At 74.3% G+C, this 22,193-nt stretch carries 1 protein-coding gene (running past both ends of the window); it reads right to left on the minus strand.

The whole window is internal to a sigma-70 family RNA polymerase sigma factor gene (locus tag ACFPFQ_RS28655) on the minus strand: the coding sequence, 52,062 nt in all, runs 12,704 nt past the left edge and 17,165 nt past the right edge, and what appears here is coding positions 17,166-39,358 — codons 5,722 (partial) to 13,120 (partial); the first complete codon in reading order (the gene reads right to left) occupies positions 22,190-22,192. Both the start codon and the stop codon lie outside the window.

The following is a 22,193-nucleotide window of genomic DNA, read 5'->3' on the forward strand; positions in this document are numbered from 1 at the left end:
CCGTGGTGGTGGTGAGCAGGAACCCGTTGTCGACAGCAGCCCGGTTGGAGGTGACGACGAACGGGCCGGGCATCCCCGGCCCCGACACCAGCTGCGCAACGCCGACGAGGTGATCGGACCTGCGGACCGCGGCGTCGAGAACAGCCCGGTGCACCCCGAGCGCGGCGGCGAGCTCGTCGGAGGCCACCCAGTCGCCGCCCCGCCGGTCGAACGCGCCGAGGATCTGCTCGGCCAGCGCGTCCAGGTGCTCGTCCAGACGCCCGGTGAGCTGCGCCAGCCGGACCCGGGCCGCCGTCACGCGGTCGGTGAGCTCGTGGAGCGGGCCACCGATCGGCAGCGCCTCGAGCAATGCCCGGATCCCCGGTATCGCACTCGCGGCCCAGCCCTGCACCGACAGGGCCAGCGGCCAGTCGGCATCGGGCGCGGACACCAGGTCCAGCAGCAGTTCGAGCGGCTCCAGCAGCTCGTCGACGGGAGCCCGGCGGGCCGCAACGAGCTCTGCCACGACAGCGTCGGTCGCAGCGCCGGTGTCTGCCGCGGAGAGGCGGCTCCACCAGCCCGCGTCGAGCCGGCCCGCACCGATCAGCGCGGTGACCTCGTCGATCATCGCCGGGGTCAGCACCGTGACCCGCGCCGACCCGGATGCGTCCTGCCAACGCAGCGCCACCAACCGCGACAGGGCATCGACCAGCCTCTCCGTCCCGGGCCTGGCGGCCACCGCTGCCGGATCCAGGAGCACGACGTGCAGGATCCGGTCCGCTGCCGACGGCACGGCCGGTTCCCGCGGTTGCGGGCTCTCGAGCACTGACCCCCAGACCAGCGCCAGCGCCGCGAACTCGGCCAGCTCCGCCGGTGTGATGCCGTCGATCGCGATGCCGTCGAGGAAGCCCGACGCCGTGCGGGCCACCTGCCCGGAGCGGACCCGCTCGATGAGGTCGATCAGCCGCTGGTTGTCGGCCGCGTGGGCGCGGTCGTCGTGCGGTGCCCCATCCAGGTGGAACCTGACCTCGTGGGCCAGCACCGCGTCGAGCAACCCCAGCTCCGCCAGGATCGCGTGCTGCTCACGCACCGTCACGACGACGTTGCGACCGTCGCTGCGCACGCCGAACGCCCAGAACCGGTCGACCAGTGACGCGGCCTGCGCCTGTGTCATCGCCTCGTCGTCGACCAGCTTGTCGATCATGTCCGGGCGCGGGACGAGCTCCAGCAGGAACGTGTTCGGATCGTTGGTGCGCGCCGGTTGCTCGCGCGCAAGCACCGCCTGCGCGAAGCCCGCCAGCACCCGCGCGGCCGGCGCCTCCTCGTCCTCCCGGAAGTCCGCCACCGGCCCGGCCGGAACGTCGTAGCGGTCGGTCGGCACCTGCTCGACGCCGACCCCGGCGTCCGCCCGCGCCTGCGCCGCGGCGGCCGTCGCCAGCATCGTCCTGATCGCGGTGGCGCGATCGCCGCGGTTGGAGTCGATCGCCGCAGCCAGCGTCCGGTCGACGTCCAGCAACCGGCCCAGCCGCCACGACGCGACGGCGTACCGGTCGCGCAGCAGCATCCCGAGCACGGCACCGGCGGGCGCGTCGAGGACCGTCGCGATGCGGGCCGAGACCGCCTCCCGGGCCCGATCCTGTCGCGCCGCTTCCGTGGCCAACCGCCCCAGCGCGGCCTCGCGGTGCGCCTGGCGCCAGCGGTCGGCCCGCTCGAGCCCCCAGCCGGGAACCGCGTGCCAGAGGATCCGCGCCGGCTCCGGCAGCAACCAGCCCGCCGCGCGCCAGACCACCCGGACCACCGCGCGGACCGCCGTGTCGAGGATCCGGATCAGGTCGAGCCGATACGGCCTGCCCCGGAAGGTGATCGCGACCGAGATGAACGCGATCCGCAGCTCGACGACCTGCAGGCCGTTCCACCGCACCCCGATGCCGATCTGGGGCACGGTCAGGTACTTCACTCCCGGCAACGTCGAGAGCGACAGGTCGTGCGAGCGGCCCCAGTACCCGAGGCGGCGCACCGGCTGCAGCCCGACCACCTGCGGCGCCGGCACGTCACCGGCGACCTGGCGCGCGATCGGGGCGTACCCACCGGCGAAGAGGTCGATCCCGAGCGGCGGCCCGAACGTCGGCTCCCACCGCAGCGTCAGCCGCGGCACGAGCACGATCGTCCACCACTTGCTGGGGTTGATCTTCCGCAGCCACGCGAACTTGACGTCGTCCTCGGCCAGCAGCCCGGCGACGGCGGCGAAGCTCGCATGCATGCTCACCCGGAACAGGTGGGCGAGCACGACCCCCGTCGGACCCAGCAGGTGCAGCGGGACCACCCACAGCTCCACGTCGAAGAACGGCTGCGTCACCCCGACCGTGGCCGCCCGCTCGATCCGCGCGTGCGACATGATCGTCGCAGCCCGGGCGGTTCGCTGCCGCAGCGTCAACCGGTGCAGGGCGCTGACCGGCGGCAGGGTGTCATGGCGCTGGACCTTCAGGTGCGGGAACAACCCCACGAACGTCCCGGCCAGCAGCGCCGCCGCCGTCCCGAACAGCACCTGCACGGCCCCGATGAAGGCCACCTGCAGCACCGGCACGTACAGCCGGAACTCCGACTCGGCCCGGTGCGGCAGCAGCGACCGGCTCCAGAGCGGGCGCTCCGGCGTCGTCGCGATGCGCAGCCCGATCATCACGTCGGCCCACGCCGTCCGGACCGGCCACGTCGATGAGGTGAGCACGGTGCGCGCCGCCGCCATGACCAGATGCAGGCGCAGCGGCAGGTTCCACCACATCGACCGGCCCCGCTGCAGCAGCGCGACAGCAGCGAGCGTGTTCCGCGCCCAACCGGGCGCCGACGGGCCCTGCGCCGCTGCCACCAGCCGCGACAGCGCGACGACGGCCGCGCGTGTCGCGAGCACGCCGACGACCAGGCCTGCTGCGCCGAGACCGGCACCGGTCAGCAGGCCCCACGCCCGCGCGACCAGCAGTGCGACCAGGACGGTGGTGACGAACCGGAACCGGGCCGGTGCGGCGTCGTCGGCGACGAGGCGGTCGTAGAACTCCCGCGTGACCCTGCTCACCGTCGCGTCGTCGGCCTCGGTGGTGCTCGCCAGGTGCTGCCTGCCCAGCTCCAGCAGCGCGTCCAGCTGCCCCGCCCGGGTCAACCGGCCGACCCAGCGTGACAGCACAGCGGTCACCCGGACACCGGACGTCGGGTCTCGCCAGACATGGCCGAGCAGGCGCTCGACCAGCCGGTCCGCGCCGATCGCCGAGAAACCGACGGACCTCAGCTCGGCGACCAGGTCGTCCTCGGAGACCTCGAGCAGCTCCGTACCCGCCGGCAACCGCGCCATACCGGGCCCGGACTCCCCCGCCCGCACCCGCATCGTGACCGGCGACGCGGCCCGGATCCGGGCGAAGGCCCGCGCGAGGAACCACACCTCGAACGGCCGCAGGCCGTTGTCGGAGCCCGCGAGGACGGCACGACCGGTGCGCTCGGTCGCCGTGGCCGGTCGCGTCGGCCGGGCAACCCTCGCCGGCGGGCGCCCGGCGGCATGCCCACGCAGGACGGGGCCGACCACGATCGCGCCGACCAGCGCCACGGCTGCTGCCGCGATCCACGCGAGCGTCGACCATGGCATCGCCGGCACCGAGGGCACCGGCGCGACCGGCGGAGCCACCGGGGCGACCGGCGCGGTGGGTGCAGCCGGCACTTCCGGCGCCTGCGGCGCGGCCGGGGTGGCCGCCGGTTCGCTCGGGAAGCCGAGCGTGAAGACCTCGCCGTGGTGGATGAGATCGCGGTCGGCTCTCGACGGGAAGCGGCTGCCCTGGGCGGCGGCCAGCGCATCCGGATCGACGCCCATGCGCCGCGCGATCGCGTTGAACGTGTCGTCCGGGGCGACCAGTTCGGCCCGGAACACGACGGTCGCGCCGGTCGGCGTGTCGCCGGAATCGGACGCGGTGGTCGCCGTGGCCTGCGGCGTCCCCGTCGCGCCCGACGCGACGGCGTCCTCACCGACCGTGCCGCCGTACGCCAGCGCCCAGCCGAGCGCGGCGGCGACGACGACGAGCCCGGCACGGACCAGCAGCCCGCCCACGGCCGGTACGGCGGCCCGGACCGCGTCGGTCGCGTCGGTGCGGGACCCGATCGTGGCCCGCACCCACGCGGGCGGGCCGCGAGCGCGGACGAGGTGAACGACCGCGATGGTGCCCATGGCCGCGATCCCGACCACCACGAGTGCCACCGGCGCCGCGGGGCCGACGTGGTGGAGCAGGTCCGCGATCGGGGACCCACCCGCCGGTGCGGCGAGGACGGCCACGTAGCGACCCTTGCCTGCGGCGGGCGGGTCGGCCTCGCCGAGGTGAGCCGCGACGTCCTCGAACGCCGCCCCGATCCTCGCGATCGCCCGCTGCCGCATCGCCACCACGGGCACCGCCAGCGCGGCTGCGGCGGCCGCCAGGTCCGGCCGATCGGTGAACTCGGTCCCGTCGGCGAGCGCGGCCATCACCAGCTCGGCACGCCGGCTCAGTCGGTGCGCCCGCGCCCTGCCGTGTCCGGCGTGCTCGCTGTCGATCACACCGGCCGCGGCGAGCAGGTCCAACCGGGAGTCCTCCATGGCCATGTTCGCCATGCCGAACATCGGGCCGAGCTCGTGACCGTTGATGCCCGGGTGCAGCGCCACGATCTCGAGCAGCTCCCGGAACGTGCCACGCGCACGCAGGCTGCCCGCTCCTGCCACCGCGAGGTCCCCGGCGGCGCTGCCCGCGAAGCCGCGCATCCCGTCCAGCACGCTGCGGAAGGCGCGTCCCACCACAGGTGCGTCGAGATCGATCGGGCTGTCCAGCACCCTGCGCAGTGCGAGGAGCATGTCTCGATGAAGCGCGGCCGATGACGCTTCCCGCGTATCGATCTCGATGAGCAGGTCGACGCCTGCGGGGGTCGGCACAACGGTCCGGCCGCTCGGAGCCGGTGCCGCGAACCCGGCGTCGATCAGCGCGGCGAGCACCGTCGAACGACCGCGGGCACCCACCTCGGCACGCCCGGCGAGCAATGCGTACAGCGTTGCCGGCCGGGCGTCGGCGTCCGGCGTCCATCGATGCGGGGTGGAGTCGAACGCCGCCACCCGCTGGAGCAGGGCTCGCAGCCGCCGGTGGAGGTGCTTGTCGTCACGAGGCGCCGCCAGCAGCGAACCCAGCTCACGCAGGGCATCCGCGCGGAGGCCGCGATCGGGCGCGGCGGTGTCGATCGCCACCAGCAGCTCACGCGCGGTCGCGCTCAGGCCGAACCGCTTGGCGGCGCGTCCGGTGGGCACCATGACGTCGACGAGGCCGGCCCCGGCGAGCTGGCGCAGTCTCTCGAGGACCTGACGTTCGGTCGACGGCGTCGTCGCGCCGATCTCCGTCGAGGTCAGCCCGCCGGAGACATCGACGGTCAGCAGCAGCGCGAGCAACGAGTCGACGCTGCGCCGCGCGCCGAAGGCTCTGGCGCGCCCGCGGCTGGTCAGCGAGTACCCCCGCGCGCCGGGTGCATCGGTCATGAACCCGCCTGCCTGCAGTGTCGCGAGCGCCGCGGCCACGACGTCCTCGTCCGCACCGGTCAGGCGTACCAACGTGGTCCGGCGGATCTCTCGACCCGTGCTGATGTACCGGAGCAACGCGGTGGGCAGGCCCGACCGCAGTGCGGTGACCGCATCGAGGGCAGTCGCAAGCCGCTGCGCGGTGACGACGCCGATCCGGGTGTCGGCAGGCGCCGTCAGCATCCGTGCCAGTCGTTCCAGCGGATGGTCGGAGTCGGGCACGGCCGCGGGACGGCGGAGCAGCAGATCGAGCAGGTCCGCGGCCTGGTCGGTGAGCTCGACGGCACCGCCCGCCGCGATCCGCGTGAGCCGCAACCGGTGCAGGAGCGTCTGGAGATCGACCAGGCGATCGGCCCGGACCTCGCCGCGCGTCCGCAGGTCGGCGAGGGTGGCAGGGCGGATCCGCAGGCCACGCAGCAGTCCGCCCAGTGACAGCGGCTCCAGGTGCTGCGCCCCGAAGACCGTCGCCGCCTGCCGGAACAGCGGCAGGTGCGTCCCCAGTTCGTCGAGGCGACGCCACGTCGCCAGCACCGGGCCGAGCCGCTCGATCAGGGTGTCCTCGGCGGCGGTGCCCTCCAACGCCCCGCCGAGCACCTGCAGGAGCCGGCGCGCGCTGCCGTCGAGCACGTACCCCTCGTTGGGCAGGTAGAAGACCAGCCCCGCTTGCGCCAGCAGGAGCATCCGCTCGCGGAGCGCGGAGTTGCTCACGCCCAGCTCGGTGGAGATCTCGATGGCCCGCACGGCATCGGCGGAGCGCGCGACGATGGACAGCGCGGATCGCAGGCTCAGCCGGAGCGCCGCCGCCACCGCCTCCGCGCCGGGACCCGCCTGTTCCGGTGTCCACCAGCTCGGCCAGCCGTCGAGCACGGCTGCGGCCCGATCCGCCGGGCCGGTGCGCACCGACCCATCGGTCATGTCGAGCAGCACGCGACCCTGCTCCGTCAGCAGGTACCGGTGGTTGCCGTCCCGCCGGATCAGTCCCCAGCGCTGCAGGTGGCGCAGTTGCCTGGCGAGCGCATCGCGACCCACCCGGACCTCGGCCCTGATGGTGCGGGCGAGCAGGGAGCCGTTGTCCCTGATGAGCTCCAGCACCGACCGCAGGCTGGGACCGGGACGGGCCGGACCGCCGCGATCCGGCTTGCCGCCGGCGGGGCGCGGCTCCGTTGTGGGCTCGCTCCCCGGGTTCCAGGCGTTCGGGCGGTCGAGACGGCGCAACGCCGCGAAGACGGCGGCCGCGAGGTTCCAGACCTGTCCGGCATCGGCCCCGTCGACCGGTCGCTCGAGCAGGCGGTGCGCCCTGGCCAGCGCCTCCCGGGCGGCCAGATCGTAGAGAGCGTCCGGATGGTCGAGGCCGTGGAGCACCCCGATCGCTCCCGAGGTCGGGAAGTATCCGCCGACCGGATCGCCGGTGACCAACTCCATCCCCGCGAGCACGTCCACCAGCTCGACCAGTTCGCCGATCGGGAGGCCGGAGGTGCGCGCGAGCACGTCCGCCGGAGCCCGCGTGGAGGCGATCTCCGCGACCAGGCGCAGGGGAACGATCTGCAGCGGGCGCGGGCCGTCGCCGGCACCCTCCGCCCCGGACCTCGCGCCTGCCAGCATCCGGTGCGCATCACCGAGACGGCCGTCGGTCACGGCCTCCGCGAACCGTGCCGTCAGCAGGCCGCGGTGGTGGAGCCCGTCGATCTCGACCCAGAGCGCGTGGGAGCCGACGCGCCAGAGCCGGCCCTGATCGTCTCGCACCGGGTGGGCGATCAGCCCGGCGACCGCGCCGGTCAGCCCCGCACGCGCCAGCGCGGCGCCCCACTGCGATGCCATGAGGAGGAACTCACCACCGGCGTGCTGCACGAACCGGCCCAGGTACGGGGCGAGCGTCGCGATGAGGGCACGGCGCTCCCGCGGCGGCAGCGAATCGGCCGTTGCGGCTTCCCAGCGGGCATCCCGCAACGGGCCGACGCGGTCGGCCGCGTCGTCGTCGTGGCGGGTTCCGGTGTGCTCCCGGCGCCGGATGTGGAACTCCGTCTCGTGCGCGAGCAGCTCGACCCACCAGCCGGCGGGCAGCCGCCCGGCCCGGATGTGCTCCTCGATCTCGGCGAGCACATCATCGAAGATCAGGATCACGCCGGTGCCGGGCGTCGTTCCCGCGACGGTGAACGCGACGACCCGGTCCGCGACGTCGTCGAGGCCAGCCGCCGGCCGCGCTGCTGCCGGCACCACCCGGACGTGCCGCGTCGCCGGATCGAACGGCAGGTACGGGCGGTGGACGCCGTCGAACGGACCCGCGCGTTCCTGCAGCATCGGGGCAGCGGTGTCGAGGTGCTGCCGCAGCGTCTCGTCGGTGCCACCGACGGACACCCCACCCCCGGTACCGCCGTGCAGGCCCCAGCCGTGTTTGCGGCTGAGCTGCTCGAGGCGCGGCGTGAGCCCCATCCGGTCGATCGTGGCGAGCTCCTCGTAGAGCACCCTGCGATCCGGAGGTCCCAGCGAGACGAGGTCGGCCAGCACATCCGCGACCAGCCGATTGCGCGCAGCGGCCCGCTCCTCGCCCGACATGCCGGCATCGGCGGTCGCGGCCCACCTCATGGTGAACTCCATGAACCTGGCCGGGTTGACGATCGGACGCAGCTTCGCGTACCTGCTCGACCGCTCCGGCGCGCCCTTGCCCGCGCGCGTGAGCCGATCCCGCAACGCGTCGTTCAGGAGGCCGTCGGCCGGGCTGAGCCGCACGTCGAACGCGTGCAGGACGAAGTCGAGCGGACCCGCGGCCACCGAGCTCACCCGCGCTCGGACGTCGAACCACCGGTCCGCGTCGGTCAACCCGCGGGCCTTCACGAGCCCGGCGCCGAGCCGGACCCAGTCCTGCCACTCCTCGCCGGACTCCAGCCCGACGTTCTCGGCCATCCCGATCCCGATCTCGTTCGCCTCGGCGGCGATCCCGTACAGCTCCTCGATCCGGTTCCACGAGGCGCGCAGGTCCCCGCCCGCGGCGGTGAGCGGCCCCGGCCCGACCGGCGGTGCGGGCTCGACCGGCGTCGTTCGACCCGCAGACGTCTCCTCGTACCCGTACCCGTCGGCTCGCTCGTCGTCCCCGGCGTAGATGTTCGCCCGGACCGAATCGGCGCCGGACTGCCGCCGCCACGCCTCACCGGTGATCGCACCGCCACGCTGGATCTCGGCCAGGCGCTCGGCGGCCTCGGCGGCTCCTTCCGCCGGGATGCCGATCTTGACCAGCTCGGCCTGCACTGTCCGCGGGCTCACCGAACGGACAGCTGCCAGCACCGCGGCGCCGAGCGGCCTGCCGAGGAGCGAGCTGACGAACTCCGACCGGATGGGCGTCGGACCGGCCTTGCCGAACCCGAACTCGTGGTCGATCAACCGCAGCCTGGCGCCCTGGCTGAGGTAGCCGCCGAGGTTCCGGTCCAGGTTCGCCGTGACGTAGTCGATGACGGCCGTGCGCTCGACGTCGAAGTGCCGGTACCGGCCGAGGTCATCGCTGCCCTGGAGGGCGTTCGGCAGCCACGTCTGGGCGAACCCGGCACGCCATCTCACCGTGACCGGAACCAGATCCGGCCAACCCAGCAGCACCGCCAGCCAGTACGTCCCCACCTCGCTCCGGACGATCCCACCGTCCTCGTCCTTGTAACTGGCGATGTCACGTCCTGCCGGGCCGGGCGTCCTGACGCGGTACGGACCGGACTTGCGGATCGGTTCGAGCTCGACATCCCCGGACAGCTGCGCGAGCAGCGCCCGCGACGCCTCCTCAGCGGCTTTCAGCGCGTTCCGGAGGCTGCGTCCCCGGAACCCGAACCCGCCCGCCACGGCCATGGCGGGCGCGCTGATCGCGGAGTCGCTCCACAGCTGCGGGATCTCGCTCCCGACGACCACCAGCAGCGCAGCCGCCGTCAGTCCCGTGACCAGCTCGGCGATCCGCAGCCGGCCGAGTGCCGCCAGCAGCCGGGGGAACGCGGCGCGGGGCGACGAAGAGCCGCGGACGCGGAGCAGCTGCACGACCGCGACGGTGCCCACCGCGACGAGCGCCACGGTCGCGACGGGACCGAACCGGTTGAGCAGGTCCACGATCGGTGAGCCACCCGCCACCGGTGCGGCGAGGAGGGTGGCGAACCTGCCCGGACCTGCAGTGTCGCCAGGGCCGTCGGAACGCAACCGTGCATCGGCCAGCGCGGAACGCAGGTGCTGCCGGACCGCGGCCGTACGCTCGGAGTCGAGATCGTCCAGGGTGTGCCGGGCGAGCTCCCAGAACGTGCTGTCGTCCGGGACCGGTTCCTCGAGCGCCGTCAGCAGGCCGGCGGCGGCGCGCAGCCTGCCCAGGTGCGCCCGCAGTTCCCGCACCTCCCAGTCGCGCGCGCCGGAACTCGCCCGGATCCACTCCCGGGGCCCGAACCCGTCCAGGTACCGCGACAGGCGGTCGATGATCGCCACGGCGTCGCTGACGGTCCCGGCGGCCAGCATCCGCTCGGCCGTGGCGACGTTGCGGTCGACGTGGAGCTCGTAGGTCGGCGGATCCTTGACCGGGACCACGACGTCGGGGCCGCGCTGCGGGCCGGGGGCCGGGTAGTCGGGACTCCATTCCACAGCGGCGACTCCGTCGGCCGCCTCGACGAGTGCGGTGTTCAGCCGAGCACGGATCCCGCCGAAGCGGTCGAGGATCTCCGGAAGGGTGAGCTCCAGTCCCGGCGTGATGGACCGGAACAGCGCGCCGATGGGTGCCTGCAGCGTGACGGGCAACCTGTCGCGGAACCGCCCCGCCATGGTGCGCCGGTAGCGATCGCCGACATCGGCAGCGTGCAGCCGGCCGTCCGGGCCGCGGGCGCCGCCGTGGACCCGGGTCACCTCGCCCCAGTACAGGAGGAACGCTGCCGCGGCATGGAGATCGGCCGCGTCGATCGCCCCGACCTGCGCCGCGTCGAGCCCGAGCAGGTCGACCGTCGCGAGGATGTCACGAGCGAGCAGCCCGATCGTCGCCGCCAGCTCCACATCGGTGCGTGTCACCAGGTGCCGGCGCGAACGCACGATCTCCCGGTACAGCTTGCGCGGCGTACCGAGGCTCACCTCCTTGGCGAACCGGTTGTAGAGCGCGCGTGCCGCCGCCGCCGTGATGGCCACCGGCTCGACGCGGCGCTGCGCGGCCCGGAGGTACTCGAACTCGACGTGCTCGGCGAGTGCGAGTAGCCGGGGGGCACCGACGAGCGCCGCTCGCATCCTGCCCACCGCGCTCTGATGGTCGAGCTGCACGGCGGCCCACTGGTTCGGGGCGTACTCGGCCAGCCAGGCCAGCTCCGCCCGCAGCCGCACCGGCAGCCAGCTGCCGGGCTCGTGGGCGGGCCCCAGCACCGCACGCTCGGCGTAGGTGGCGAACAGGTGCGCGACCTCCCCACCGAGGCTGACGGCCAGTGCCCACTCGACGACCTCGTGGACGAGGGTGGCGATGTCCGTCGGGTCGACGAGGTACACGTCCAGCGGCCCCTCCCGGTCGCTGTGCAGGCCACGTACGTCCAGCCCGAGCACGGGATCGACCTGCGGCGCCATCTGGAAGATCCGCAACGCGCCCGGGGTGGCGTCGAGCGCCGCCATGACGTCGCCGAGCTGATCACGCAGCTCGGCGAACAGCGCCTCGAACCCGGTCGGCGCGATGATCGCTTCCCGCGCACTGGCCAGCTGCCGACGCAGCGCCCGCAACTCCGCGGCCGTCAGCTCGCGCCCCTGGATGCCGTTGTCCACCAGCCAGCGCGCGGGCACCGTCGAGCGGTGCGGGGTGCACGCTCCGCACCCGTCGTCCTGGTGTCGATCCGCCGCCATGATCACGTGCTCCAGTACCAGCGCGACGGCGTCCTGCTCCTTCGTCGTCCCGACGCGCAGCACGCGACGGCCCGACATCGAACGGCGCCAGTACACCCCCGATGGCCGGGCCGCCCGGATCTCGACCCGTGGCGCCGGGCGCGGCCCCTTCCGGTCCATGCCGAGCCGCCGCAGCGCAGGCCCGTCCGTCTCGCCGTAGACCAGCTCCGTCGCCGCGGCCACGCGCACCCGCCCGCGATCGACGGCCGGGATGTCGTGAGCGGGCAGCCCGGGACCCCGGTGCCGGCGCACCAGCGCCAGCACGCCGCGCGCCATGATCGCGACGACCAACCCGCCGACCACCACCGAACCGGCGACGAGCCCCGCCGCGAACAGCGTGGTGCCGGCCGCGTCCGGCGCCGTGACGAGCCGGTGCAGCGTGGCCGCAGAGGCTGCGGAGGCCGCGTCCGAGCTGAGGCCCGTGGCCAACCCGAGCAGGCCGCTGGTGAGCCCGAGCACGGTCAGCGCCCGCCTGCCGAACTTCGGACCGGCGGCGGCTCGGACCTGGCCGCCGAGCTCACCGGCGGCGGCGAAGGCGGCCCGGCCGAGCGCGAACGCCTCCCGGTTGCGGGCGTCGGTGTTGCTGCGGTTGTAGAAGCTGTCGAGGTTGAGGTCCAGGCGGATCCGCCCGTCGACGACGGTGGTGCGCGCCTCGCCCGCGGCGAGCACCGCGGCCCCGCGGGCCGCGACCGGGTGATGCACCGCGATCGGGATGAGCCACAGCGAACCGTCCAGCCGCACCACCCAGTTCACCGCGCCGCGGACCAACATCTCGGCGGCAGCAGGCGTGCCGAACCGCGCCGGCTCGACACCGCGCAGGCGCGCCGAGACGGTCATGAACGCCGTCAACGGCCCGGCGCGACGGTTCGGGATCGTCGGCTGCAGCGCCGTGAACCAGCGCCACCGCTGCTCCGGCGTCGCCCCGGGAGCCGCGGCTGCTGCGGGCTCGGTGAGCAGCTGCACCAGCTCCTGGCCGTCCAGCACCAGCACCCGCACACCGCCGCCGGCGTGCCGGACGCGGAACACCCGGATCGAGCCGCGGACCAGCGCCGGAGCCCCGGCCGCCCGCCACAGCTCGGCCAGCCGCTGCAGCTCACCGTCGCGGCGCAGGTCCGCGCCGTTCAGGTCCGGCGCCACGACCAGCGACCCGATCCCGGCGCGGCCCGCCAGCTCCCACACCGGCCGGCCGAAGCGTTCGGTCGCGACGAACCCGGCGCGCGGCGTTGCGGGATGCACCGTCGCGGCGCCGTGCACGTGCCACCTGATGGCGATCCCGCGCAGCACCGTGGGCCCGAACGCGATCGCCAGTGCCGTCACGGCGACGATCAGCGTCGCCGCACCGGCGAGTGCGAGCAGTCGCTCCGTGAGCAGTGCGGGTGCGGGTACCGCTGCCAGCATCGGTGCGATGGCGCCGCGCTCCTCGGCCGCGGGCGGTCCGGCGCGCAGCACGACCACGGAGCCGCGATCACGGAGCTCCAGCGCGTCCGACCGGGCCACCGCGGTGGTGACGCGGGACCGGTCGCGCCCGAGGCCCGCGGCCAGCTGGGCAACCGGCAGGCGGTCGCCGCCGGTCCCCGCGATCGTGGCCCGGATCAGCTCCTCGTCGGCGTCGGCGAGCTGTGACGTGGCGAGCCGGCGGATCCCCTCCGCCCGGCCCAGCACCGCAGCCGCCGCCTCGACGCCTGCGAGGGGCCCGAGCTGCCGGCGGACGCGATCCAGGTCGGCGATCGCCTCGACCAGCGCATCCGACCGGTCCCCGACAGCCGTGATCTTCGGGGCGTCGACGACGGCACGGCGGATCGCTTCGAGCTCCCGCGCGACCAGCGCCAGCTCGTACTCCCGGCGGCGCTCCTCCTGGACGCGGGCGAGGTGCTCCTCGATCTGCTCGACGGCCCGCTCGGCGCGCTCGATCAGTGCGGCCATCCCGGGCCGGTCGGCCGCGCGCCGCATCTGCGGCTCGACCTTGCGCAGCCGCTTGAGCGCGCGGCCGATCCCGGCCGGCTCGCCGTTCGCGGCCGTCTCGACGTCCGACACCCGCCGCTCGTAGAGCACCAGCGCGGCGGCGCGGGCCAGGTCCACCTGCCGGATCAGCGACGCGCCCGCGGCCAGGATCTCCTCGCGGCTGTACCCGCCGGCAGCGGCCCGCGCGCTGAGCCGGTAGCGACGCTCGTAGTCCAGCGCCCGCCCGAGCAGGCCGCGGTCGGCCAGCTCGCGCCAGCGCTCCTCGAACGTCACGATCACCGCGGTCCCGTCCGCGTCGCGCCGGCTGAACAGGTACAGGTCCGCGACCACCGCGCGCGCGTCGGACTCGGACAGCCCGCGAGCCATCAACCCGGCCACGACGAGGCTCGGCGCGACCACCTGCAGCACCTCGCCGTCGAGCAGCTCGGCACCGAAGGGGAGCTCCGTGCCCTGCGCCTCGGCCCGGATGCCGGCGAGCACCGCCCCGAGCTTCTCCGTGATCTCGTCGCGCAGCCCGTTGCGGGCGAGCGCGCCGCCCGCGGTGGGGCCCGCACCCGCGTCGCCTCCCGCCTGAGCCGGTGGCGACGGCGCGGCGGCGGCGGGGACGACCAGCGCCAGCACCAGCAGCGCCCCGGTGACGGCGCCGATCGCCGCGAGCCGCACCGCGGTGCCCGCCATGCTGCCGATGGCCACCCGCACGCGGGTCCAGACGCCGGCCGGGGCGACGCCGCGGTCCGAGCCGTAGCGGCGCAACAGGACCACCGCGAGCCCCGTCGTCAGCGCACCGGACACCAGCTCCAGCCACGACACACCCGACCATCCGGCGGCGGCGAACGTCAGCGCACCGAGCTGCGTCCCCGCGTACTGGCCGCCTGCCTTGAACATGCTGCTCAGCGACTGGGTCGCCGGAGCCTGCTCCGGGGTCAGCACGCGCCCCTTCGCCGCCACCTGCGCGATGAACGCGGTGGTGCCCATGCCCATGCCGGTGGACCCGGCCTCGCCCGCGTTCGCGGCGATGCCGATACCCGGCGTCGGGTTGCCCAGCACCTGCTGGGTGAACCACACCGAGGCTCCGCCGAAGGCCATCAGCGTGCTCAACCCGACCATGAACGCGCCCGGGCGACGCGACACCACATCGCCGGAGGTGCGCGCGACCGGCGCCGGCGCGACGCCGCGCCGGGCGGCGATCCACGACCGGACCCCGGCCGCCACGTCGGTGCCCAGCACCAGCGCCACGAGCACCACGCCGCCGACGACCAGGCCCAGGTTGAACACCGGGATCAGCACCCGCGACGCCGGCGGCAGCGCCACCCGCCACAGCGCGTCGAAGGCGCCGATCGTGAACGCCACCGCGAAGACCATCGACGACACCGTGAGCGCGAACCCGTTGCGCAGCATCTGCCACGGCGCCAGGAGCACCTGCCACACCGAGCGGCCCGACCGCGAGCCCGGCAGCTTCGGCATCGTCAGCCCGAGCGCGACCGCCGCCACCGCGGTCAGCCCGGCCGACACCCAGATCGCCGCCGACACCGACGGCAGCAATGCCCCCTGCAGGTTCTGCATCCCCGCCTGGACCACCGTGATGCCGCCCCACACCAGCGCCGCCAGCACCCCGGCGCGGTTGCCGTTGCTCGCGGCCGCACCGGTGGTCAGCCAGGTCTGGGCGCGGCTCGCCAGCAGCGTCCAGACACCCGCCGCGGCGCCCAGCCCGAACGACGCCACCCACTGCACCGTCGTGTTCGGAGCCAGCGCCAGCGCGACGAACGATCCGACCGACGCCCACATCGAGCCCAGCGCCACCCGGTTCGGCGCCACCGGCATCCACGGTGCCGCCACCAGCACCAGTCCGGCCAGGAACCCGGCGAACGTGGCCGCCGACAGGACGCCCTCGGCGACACCCGGCATCGCCGGAGCCAGCACCGCCGCCGTGTAGACCCCCGACGAGACCATTCCGGCGCCGAAGGTCGACGTCGCGACGAACGCCCACCGGTGTCCCGCCGAACCACCCTCGCGCCACGACACCGGGCGATCGGCGGCAGCGGCCCCGAATGCGGGCCGCGCACCGAGGCCCCATTGCAGGCCGGTGACGGTGTCGGCCAGCCAGGCCCGTGCGCTGGCCGTCGCGGACCCAACCACGACACCCGTTGCGGATCGAACGGCAGCCGGGTCGGGCAGCGCCTGCGTCCGCGCCAGCCAGCGCAACAGCGCGGCGACCCCCACGGCCGCCACCACCACCGCGAGCGCCACGCTCACCGTAGGTCCGATGTGGTGCACCAGCTCCGCCAGCGGCGAGCCACCTGCGACGGGAGCACCCAGGAACGCCGCGAAGCGGCTGCCCCGCCGCACCGGCTCGTCCCCGACGGTGAGCACCACGAACGTCGCGTCGTCGCCGCTCTGTTCCGAGGCGGCCAGTTCCACGGCCTTGATAGCGACGGTGTTCGGCTCGGCAGCGGTCGGCTCGGCAGCGGCGAGGAGCGTGACCAGCGTCGACTCCAGGTCGGGCACTGCCTTCCAGCCGCCGTCGGTGGCCAGGACGATCGACGATCCCGGCGCGATGAGCACCGGCTTGCCGACGACGAACTCCGGCCGGCTGTCCACCGCGATCCAGCGGCGGTCGTCCGACTCCTGCGGGTTCGCGACCTCGACGGTGTTGCCGACGCCGGCGTCGTACCTCCAGAACCTCGCGTTCCGCGTCGGGACGACGACCACGATGCGCAGCGTGGTGGACGGCGGGCTCGCCATGGCGACACCCAGCGCTGCCACGGCATCGGTGGCCTGATCGCCTGCTGCCCTGATCGCCGCGGGGGCGTTGCGGCCCGCGACGTCGCGGCCCAGTTCCAGCCGGACGGCGTCGACCGCCACCCGAGCCGCCGACACGGACCCGGCTCCACCGGAGAGGCCGATGTGGCCGTCGAGACCGTCGGCGATCACGAGGTACACCGCGTCGACCGTCCGGCCGTTGACCGTGACCCGGGTCCGGCCCACGGCCGCGGCGTCCCGGTTGTGCTCACGACCGTGCCCGCGCCGTGTCGCGGCCGCGGCTCGCAGTGCGCTCGCCGCTCCGACGCCGACGGTGCTGATGTCCCCGCTGCCGGCCGCGTTCGGGACGGCGGATGCCCCGTCGGAGTCGGGTGCGGGCAGCGGCGTCGCCGCGAGCCGTTCGTCGATCAGGCGCTGCAGCTTGTCACGGGTGAACTCGGCCCGGTCCATCTTCCACTGCCCGCCCAGCGGAACCCATGCCTCCTCCTGGTGCGCGAGTTGCACGGCCAGGTCGTGGCGCTCGATCCACAGCCGACCGCGCGTGATCGCCGCGTGGGTCGCCTCGGTGGAGTACGCCGCACCCAGTGCCCGCAGCGCGGCCTTGAGCTCCACCCGGATCCGCTTGAGCTCGCCCGATGCGCTCGGCTGCGCCGGGTCGGCACCCGGACGGTCCTCGAGTTCCTCGAGCGCGCCCCCGACCAGCTTGGCGATCCGGTGCGGGACCACCTCCCGCTGGCCCTGAGCGTGCGCCGCCGCCTGCACGAGCTCGACCTGCTCCTGCTGGACGTCGTCGAGTGCCTGGTAGGCCTGGATCTCCCGGGTCCGCACGCCCTGCTGGTGCTTGTCCAGCGCCGGGTTCGGCGGACCCCGGATGCCGAAGGCGCCTTCGATCCTGCCCCGGGTGGCGACGATCTGTTGCGTCCACTCCAGCTCCGCCTTGACCTGCAGCACCGCCACCAACGCCGCCGCGATCGCGGCCTTCGCGTCCCGCACGGCCTTGCGGGCCGGTACGAGGAAGTTGCCGACCCGGACCGGCACCCGGAGCACGGCCCGTGCGCCGTTGCGCAGCACTGCTCCCAGGGTGGGAGGCGCAGACGCCGCGGTCGGCCGCGGTGCCCAGAACGTGCGGGCACCGGGACGCAGGGTGTGGAGCCGCACGATGTTGCCGATCTGCCGACCGAACAGCAGCAGGTAGTAGCGCACGCCGTCCCGGTAGTGGCGGAACGTCAGCGTCCGGTCGCCCACCATCTTCACCAGCTCGGTGTGGGCGTGGCGGATCTGCTCGGCATCCAGGAACGGGTCGGCCGTGTTCAGCACGGCCAACCCGCGGACGCCCCTGCCGACCTGGTCGTCGGCAACGGCCTGGGCGTCCCGGCGCAGTGCGCGGCGCAGCAGCGGATCGGCGCCGCGCAACGCACCCCGCAGCTCCCGGCCTGCGAGGTACCCGTCCTGCTCCGAGCCCGTCACCAGCTCCAGCCCGGCGAGCACCGACAGCATCGGCTGCCACCCGCCGGCTCCGTACCGGGTCGCCAGCCAGGCCGCCGTGATCGGGCGACGGCTGCCGGCCGTGATCAGCAGGACGCCGAGGTAGGACCCGGTCCACACCGTCGCAGGTCCTTCGGCGACCGCCGCGAGCGTCGTACGGAGATCCCGACGCGCCGCCCGGCGCGCGCCCGCCGACACCGTGATCTCGGTCAGGAGCACCAGCATGCTGCGCTCCATCTCGAGCGCGAGCGCCACCCGCTCGCGCTCGTCGGGCGTCAGCGACTCGGCGCGCCCGTCGGCATAGGTGATGGTGTAGGTGCGCTCCCCCGTCGCGCCGTTGACGTGCACGGTCGCGCTGCGGACGCTGTGGATCCGCTCCGCGAGCGTCCGCGCCGCCAGGTTGAGCCAGTGCGGGTCGGACTTGCGCATCCGCTCGCGGCTGCGGCTGTTGCGGTTCTTCGCGAGCTGTTCGGCGGCCAGTTCCCGCAGCCGGGGATCGCGCTTGCCGTAGTGCGTGGCCAGCGCGTTGAGCAGCAGGCGCATCGGGCCGTCGAGCAGCTCCACCCGCAGCGTGACGCGTTCGTCGATCTTCGCGTAGAACCGGGCGGCCCAGGTCGCGACGCTGCCCGGCCGGTTGTCGACGAGCTGCCGGATCCGCGGGTCCTCCCACATCGCGTCCACGAGTGCGCTCACGAAGCGGACCGTCGCCGCGGCGTCGCCGTCCGGGTCGACGCCGCGGGGCAGGCGCTGCCACCGGCCGGCGAACCGCAGCACCGCGATCGTGTAGGCGACCACCACCGGATGCTGGTGCTGGCGCTCGAGGGTTGCCCGGCGCTCGGCCGCGCGCAGGATGTCGAGTCCGCCACCGCGGGGGTTGTTCATCCAGTCCGGCAGCGTGTCGGTGATGACGGCGGTCAGCTTCTCCACCAGCAGGGCTGCCACCTGCTTGATGTCGGCCGGGGTCATCGTCGAGGCGGCCTGGAGACCGAGCCGATGACCCGAGAGGTCCAGGAAGGCCAGCACGGCGTCGCGCACCGCGGTCGCGGCGAGCGTCACGGACCGGGTGCCGTGGCCGGGCCTGATCACCGACAACCTGCGGGCCCAGCGGTGCCCCTCCCAGATCCGGGCCGGGTTGCGGATCTCACCGGACGGGAAGCCGTACATGTCACGCTCGCGCGCGATCGCGAAGCGCACCTGGTTCCACAGCACGAATGCCATGCCGCCGGCGGCCGCGCGGGCCCCGACGTTCCACAGCGGCTCGTTCGCCTCGCTGGGCCAGCTGACGAAGTTGGCGACGACCAGGGTGAACAGGTTGGTGAGCTTCCATATCTCCGGGCCGACATCGACACCGAAGAACCGGAGGTCCGCCAGCTTCTTGTGCTCGTCGCGGGCTCGGCGCTCGACCTGACGCCACGGCACGATCCGGGCCAGCAGCCTGGTGCCGATCCGATCCGGCATCGTGGCACTGAGCCACGCCGCCATGCGGGACAGCCGGGTGTCGCGGCGGTCCGCGCCCAGCCGCAGCCCGACGGTGCCGCGCGAGCCGAGCTTTCCGGTGAGCTTCGCGGTGACCACCCCACCCGGCGCCGCCAGCAGCAGCAGGAAGGTCAGGCCCGCGATCCGGTCACCCATGCCGGTCGTCGGCGCCCCGAGGTCGAGCCGCAGGCCGAGGTAGGCACCCGGCAGGGCCAGCACGCCCGCGAGCAGGGCACTGAGCCGACGGCCGCGGCCGTGCTCGTTGAGCTGCACAACCTGCCCGAGTGCTGCCGCGAACACCGCGACCAGCAAGGCGTTGGGCAACCACGCCGCGTGGAGCTTGGGGGCGACGTAGGCGGCCACAGCGACCGCACCGGCGAGCACGACCGACACGGTGGCCTTGCGGCGGGCGCGGTTCTCGACGCCGGCACCGTCCACCGAGTGCTTGCGCACCAGCGACTGGTAGACCGTGCTCGTCGCGAGCCCCAGCCCCAGCAGCTTCGCCACGACGAGCGTGTCCGCCAGCAGCGCGGAGATCCCCTTCCGGATCGAGCTCGCGCCGAGCTGCACGACGAAGAGCATCGTGTCGGGTGCGACCGCAGCCGCGGCACCGACGGTGCCCAGCAACGCGATGCCGAACCCGGCGAGCACCTTCCGCGGCGGGCCGCGGTCTCGCACCGGCATCCACCTGCGGAGCGCGCCGACAGCGGCAGCGGCAGCGGGCAGACCCACCGCGATACCGGCCAGCACGCCCGGAACACCCGCGACGATCCCGTGCATCGCGAGCGCGGCCGCCGTGACGCCGGCGGCCGAGCCGAACACGGCCGCACCGAAGAGGATCGTCTCGACACCGCGGCGCAGCCGCCAGGCCAGCCGGGCGAGCCGCTTCGCGGGCGGCGTGGCGCGGCGCTGCTGCGCGGCGAGCGCGTGGCGCGCGGCCCGTGCGGCGAAGCCCCGGCCACGACCGGCCCGCTCGACCATCGCGGTGGCCGGTCCCGGACGCAACCCGACCATCGCCAGCCGGTCGAGAGCGGCCCGCACCTCCACCGTCGCGGCATCCCCGACGCCCGCTGCCGCCACCGTGTTCGCGACGTGGCGACGCTCCGCCAGCAGCAGGCGCAGCTGCAGCAGCCGGGCAGCTGGCCCGCGGGCGGGCGCGACCGTGGCCCGGAGCACACCCTCGAACGCACTCATCGCGGTGAACAGTTCGGCCGCCGACACGACCCGGCGGTTGAGGGGACCCAGCTCCGGCGCCACGGCCCGCGGCTCTGCGGCCAGCGCGGCCCGCAGCGAACGCGGCGCGAGGTCCAGCATCGTGTTCAGGCGGTCGGCCAGGCGGTACGTCGGGTTCGTGACCGGCCCGGCGCGCTCGAGGAACCCGGCGCGCACCAGCGCGTCGAGGACCGACGCCGTCCGCCCGAGGGACTCCCGACCGCCGAGTGCCCGCCGCACGTCGGCCGGCGCCACCGGTGCTCCGGCCAGCACCATCAGGCGCAACGCCGCCCGGTGGGTCAGCACGGGCTTGCGGGCGACCGCCCCCTCCGCGATCGCCGTCCAGCGCTGGTCGGCGGCGTGCAGTGCGACGGCCGTGCGCACGCCGCGGATCGCGACGATCCCCACGACGGTGACCAGCACCATGCCGACCGCGGCGACGATCACCGAGGGGTGCCCGGCCAGCCAGGTGCCGAACTCGGCCCACATCCCGGGGGCGCCCTGCGGGGTCGCCTGCTGGTGGAAGGTCGCGGCGTTCGCGGAGCTCGCATCACCCAGCACCGACGGCAGCACGACACCGGCGCCGACGATCCCGGCAACGATCAGCGCAGCACCCGGCCCGCGTCGACCGTCGGCCTCGCCCGGCTGCTCCGTGTCCGTGGGACGGGTCGGCAGCGACCACCCGAGCGTCTCGTACATCCCGGCCCAGAACTCGGCGAATGCCGCTGGGAGGCCGTTCTTGCGCGCCAGGTCGTGCGCGATCATCTCTTCTCGCCAACCCGGTCGGTGGTCTCCGTCTCGGAACTCGAGTGCCCGGCCCAGGTGCCCCGCCCAGACAGCGTCCGGCACCGCGCCGATGCGGAGCACCTGCTCCATCGAGGCCCAGTAGAGCGCGTCCACGACCCCGGCCGCGTAGCGCCCGCTCGCGATGCCGGCGAAGACCGGTCCATAGGCCGCACTGACCCGTCTGGTGTGGGTCCACGCCGCCACGCCGGTCGGGTCGGGGCCGTACTCCGCGCCGAACCAGGCCGTGCCCATGTCGATCGCCACGACATGCTGCCCGTCCGGGCTGAGGAGGAAGTTGCCACGATGCCCGTCGAGCTTGCGCATCGCGTAGTCCTGCACGTGTGCCTGTACGAGGTCGATCAGGACCGGCAGCGGCACCGGCTGGAATTCGATCGACGGCTGAGCGTCGAGGTCGGACCGGTTCGGCAGGATCTCCTGGAAGGTGCCGAGCACTCCGTCGAACGTTCCCACCGCGAAGCGTCGCACTCCCCGAAGTCCCGCCGCGGCAACGATCTGTACCGCCGCGAACTCCAGTTCTGCCCGGTAACGCCGCCCCTCTGCTGCCGGCTTGAAGAGATAGGCCTCGCCCGTCTGCACATCACGCACGTGCCTGCGTCCGTTGCGGGCGAAGGCCGGCTGATCACGGTCCAGGGCGAACTCCTGCCCCCCGAAACTGGCGCCCATGACCGGCTGGACAGCCTCACCGGCCTCGTTGTCGACGCGCCGCTCCCGGTTCGGCGCGACGGCCGCTGTGCCCTTGCCCCGCATCGCCACGACGGCAGCGCTGAGCAGCACAGCGCCGACTGCGGCGACGATCACCGACGGGTGCGCTCCGAGCCAGCCGCCGAACTCGGCCCACATCCCGGGGGCGCCCTGCGGGGTCGCCTGCCGAACGAAGGTCGCGGCCTCGGCGGTGCCGGCGCCCCCGGCACGCGGGAGGAACATCAGCGAGCCGGCAAGACCCACCGTGACGAGCACAGCACCACCCCGGCCGATCCGGTTGCGTCGATCATCGCCGGCTCGGGACGGGACCGATGGCCCCGGGTTCGAGCCCGGCTCGGCGCCCTCGTCGGCGCCGTTGGCGTCACCGGCGTAGAGGTCCCGCGGGTGGCGG

This window comes from Pseudonocardia sp. GCM10023141, assembly GCF_042653605.1.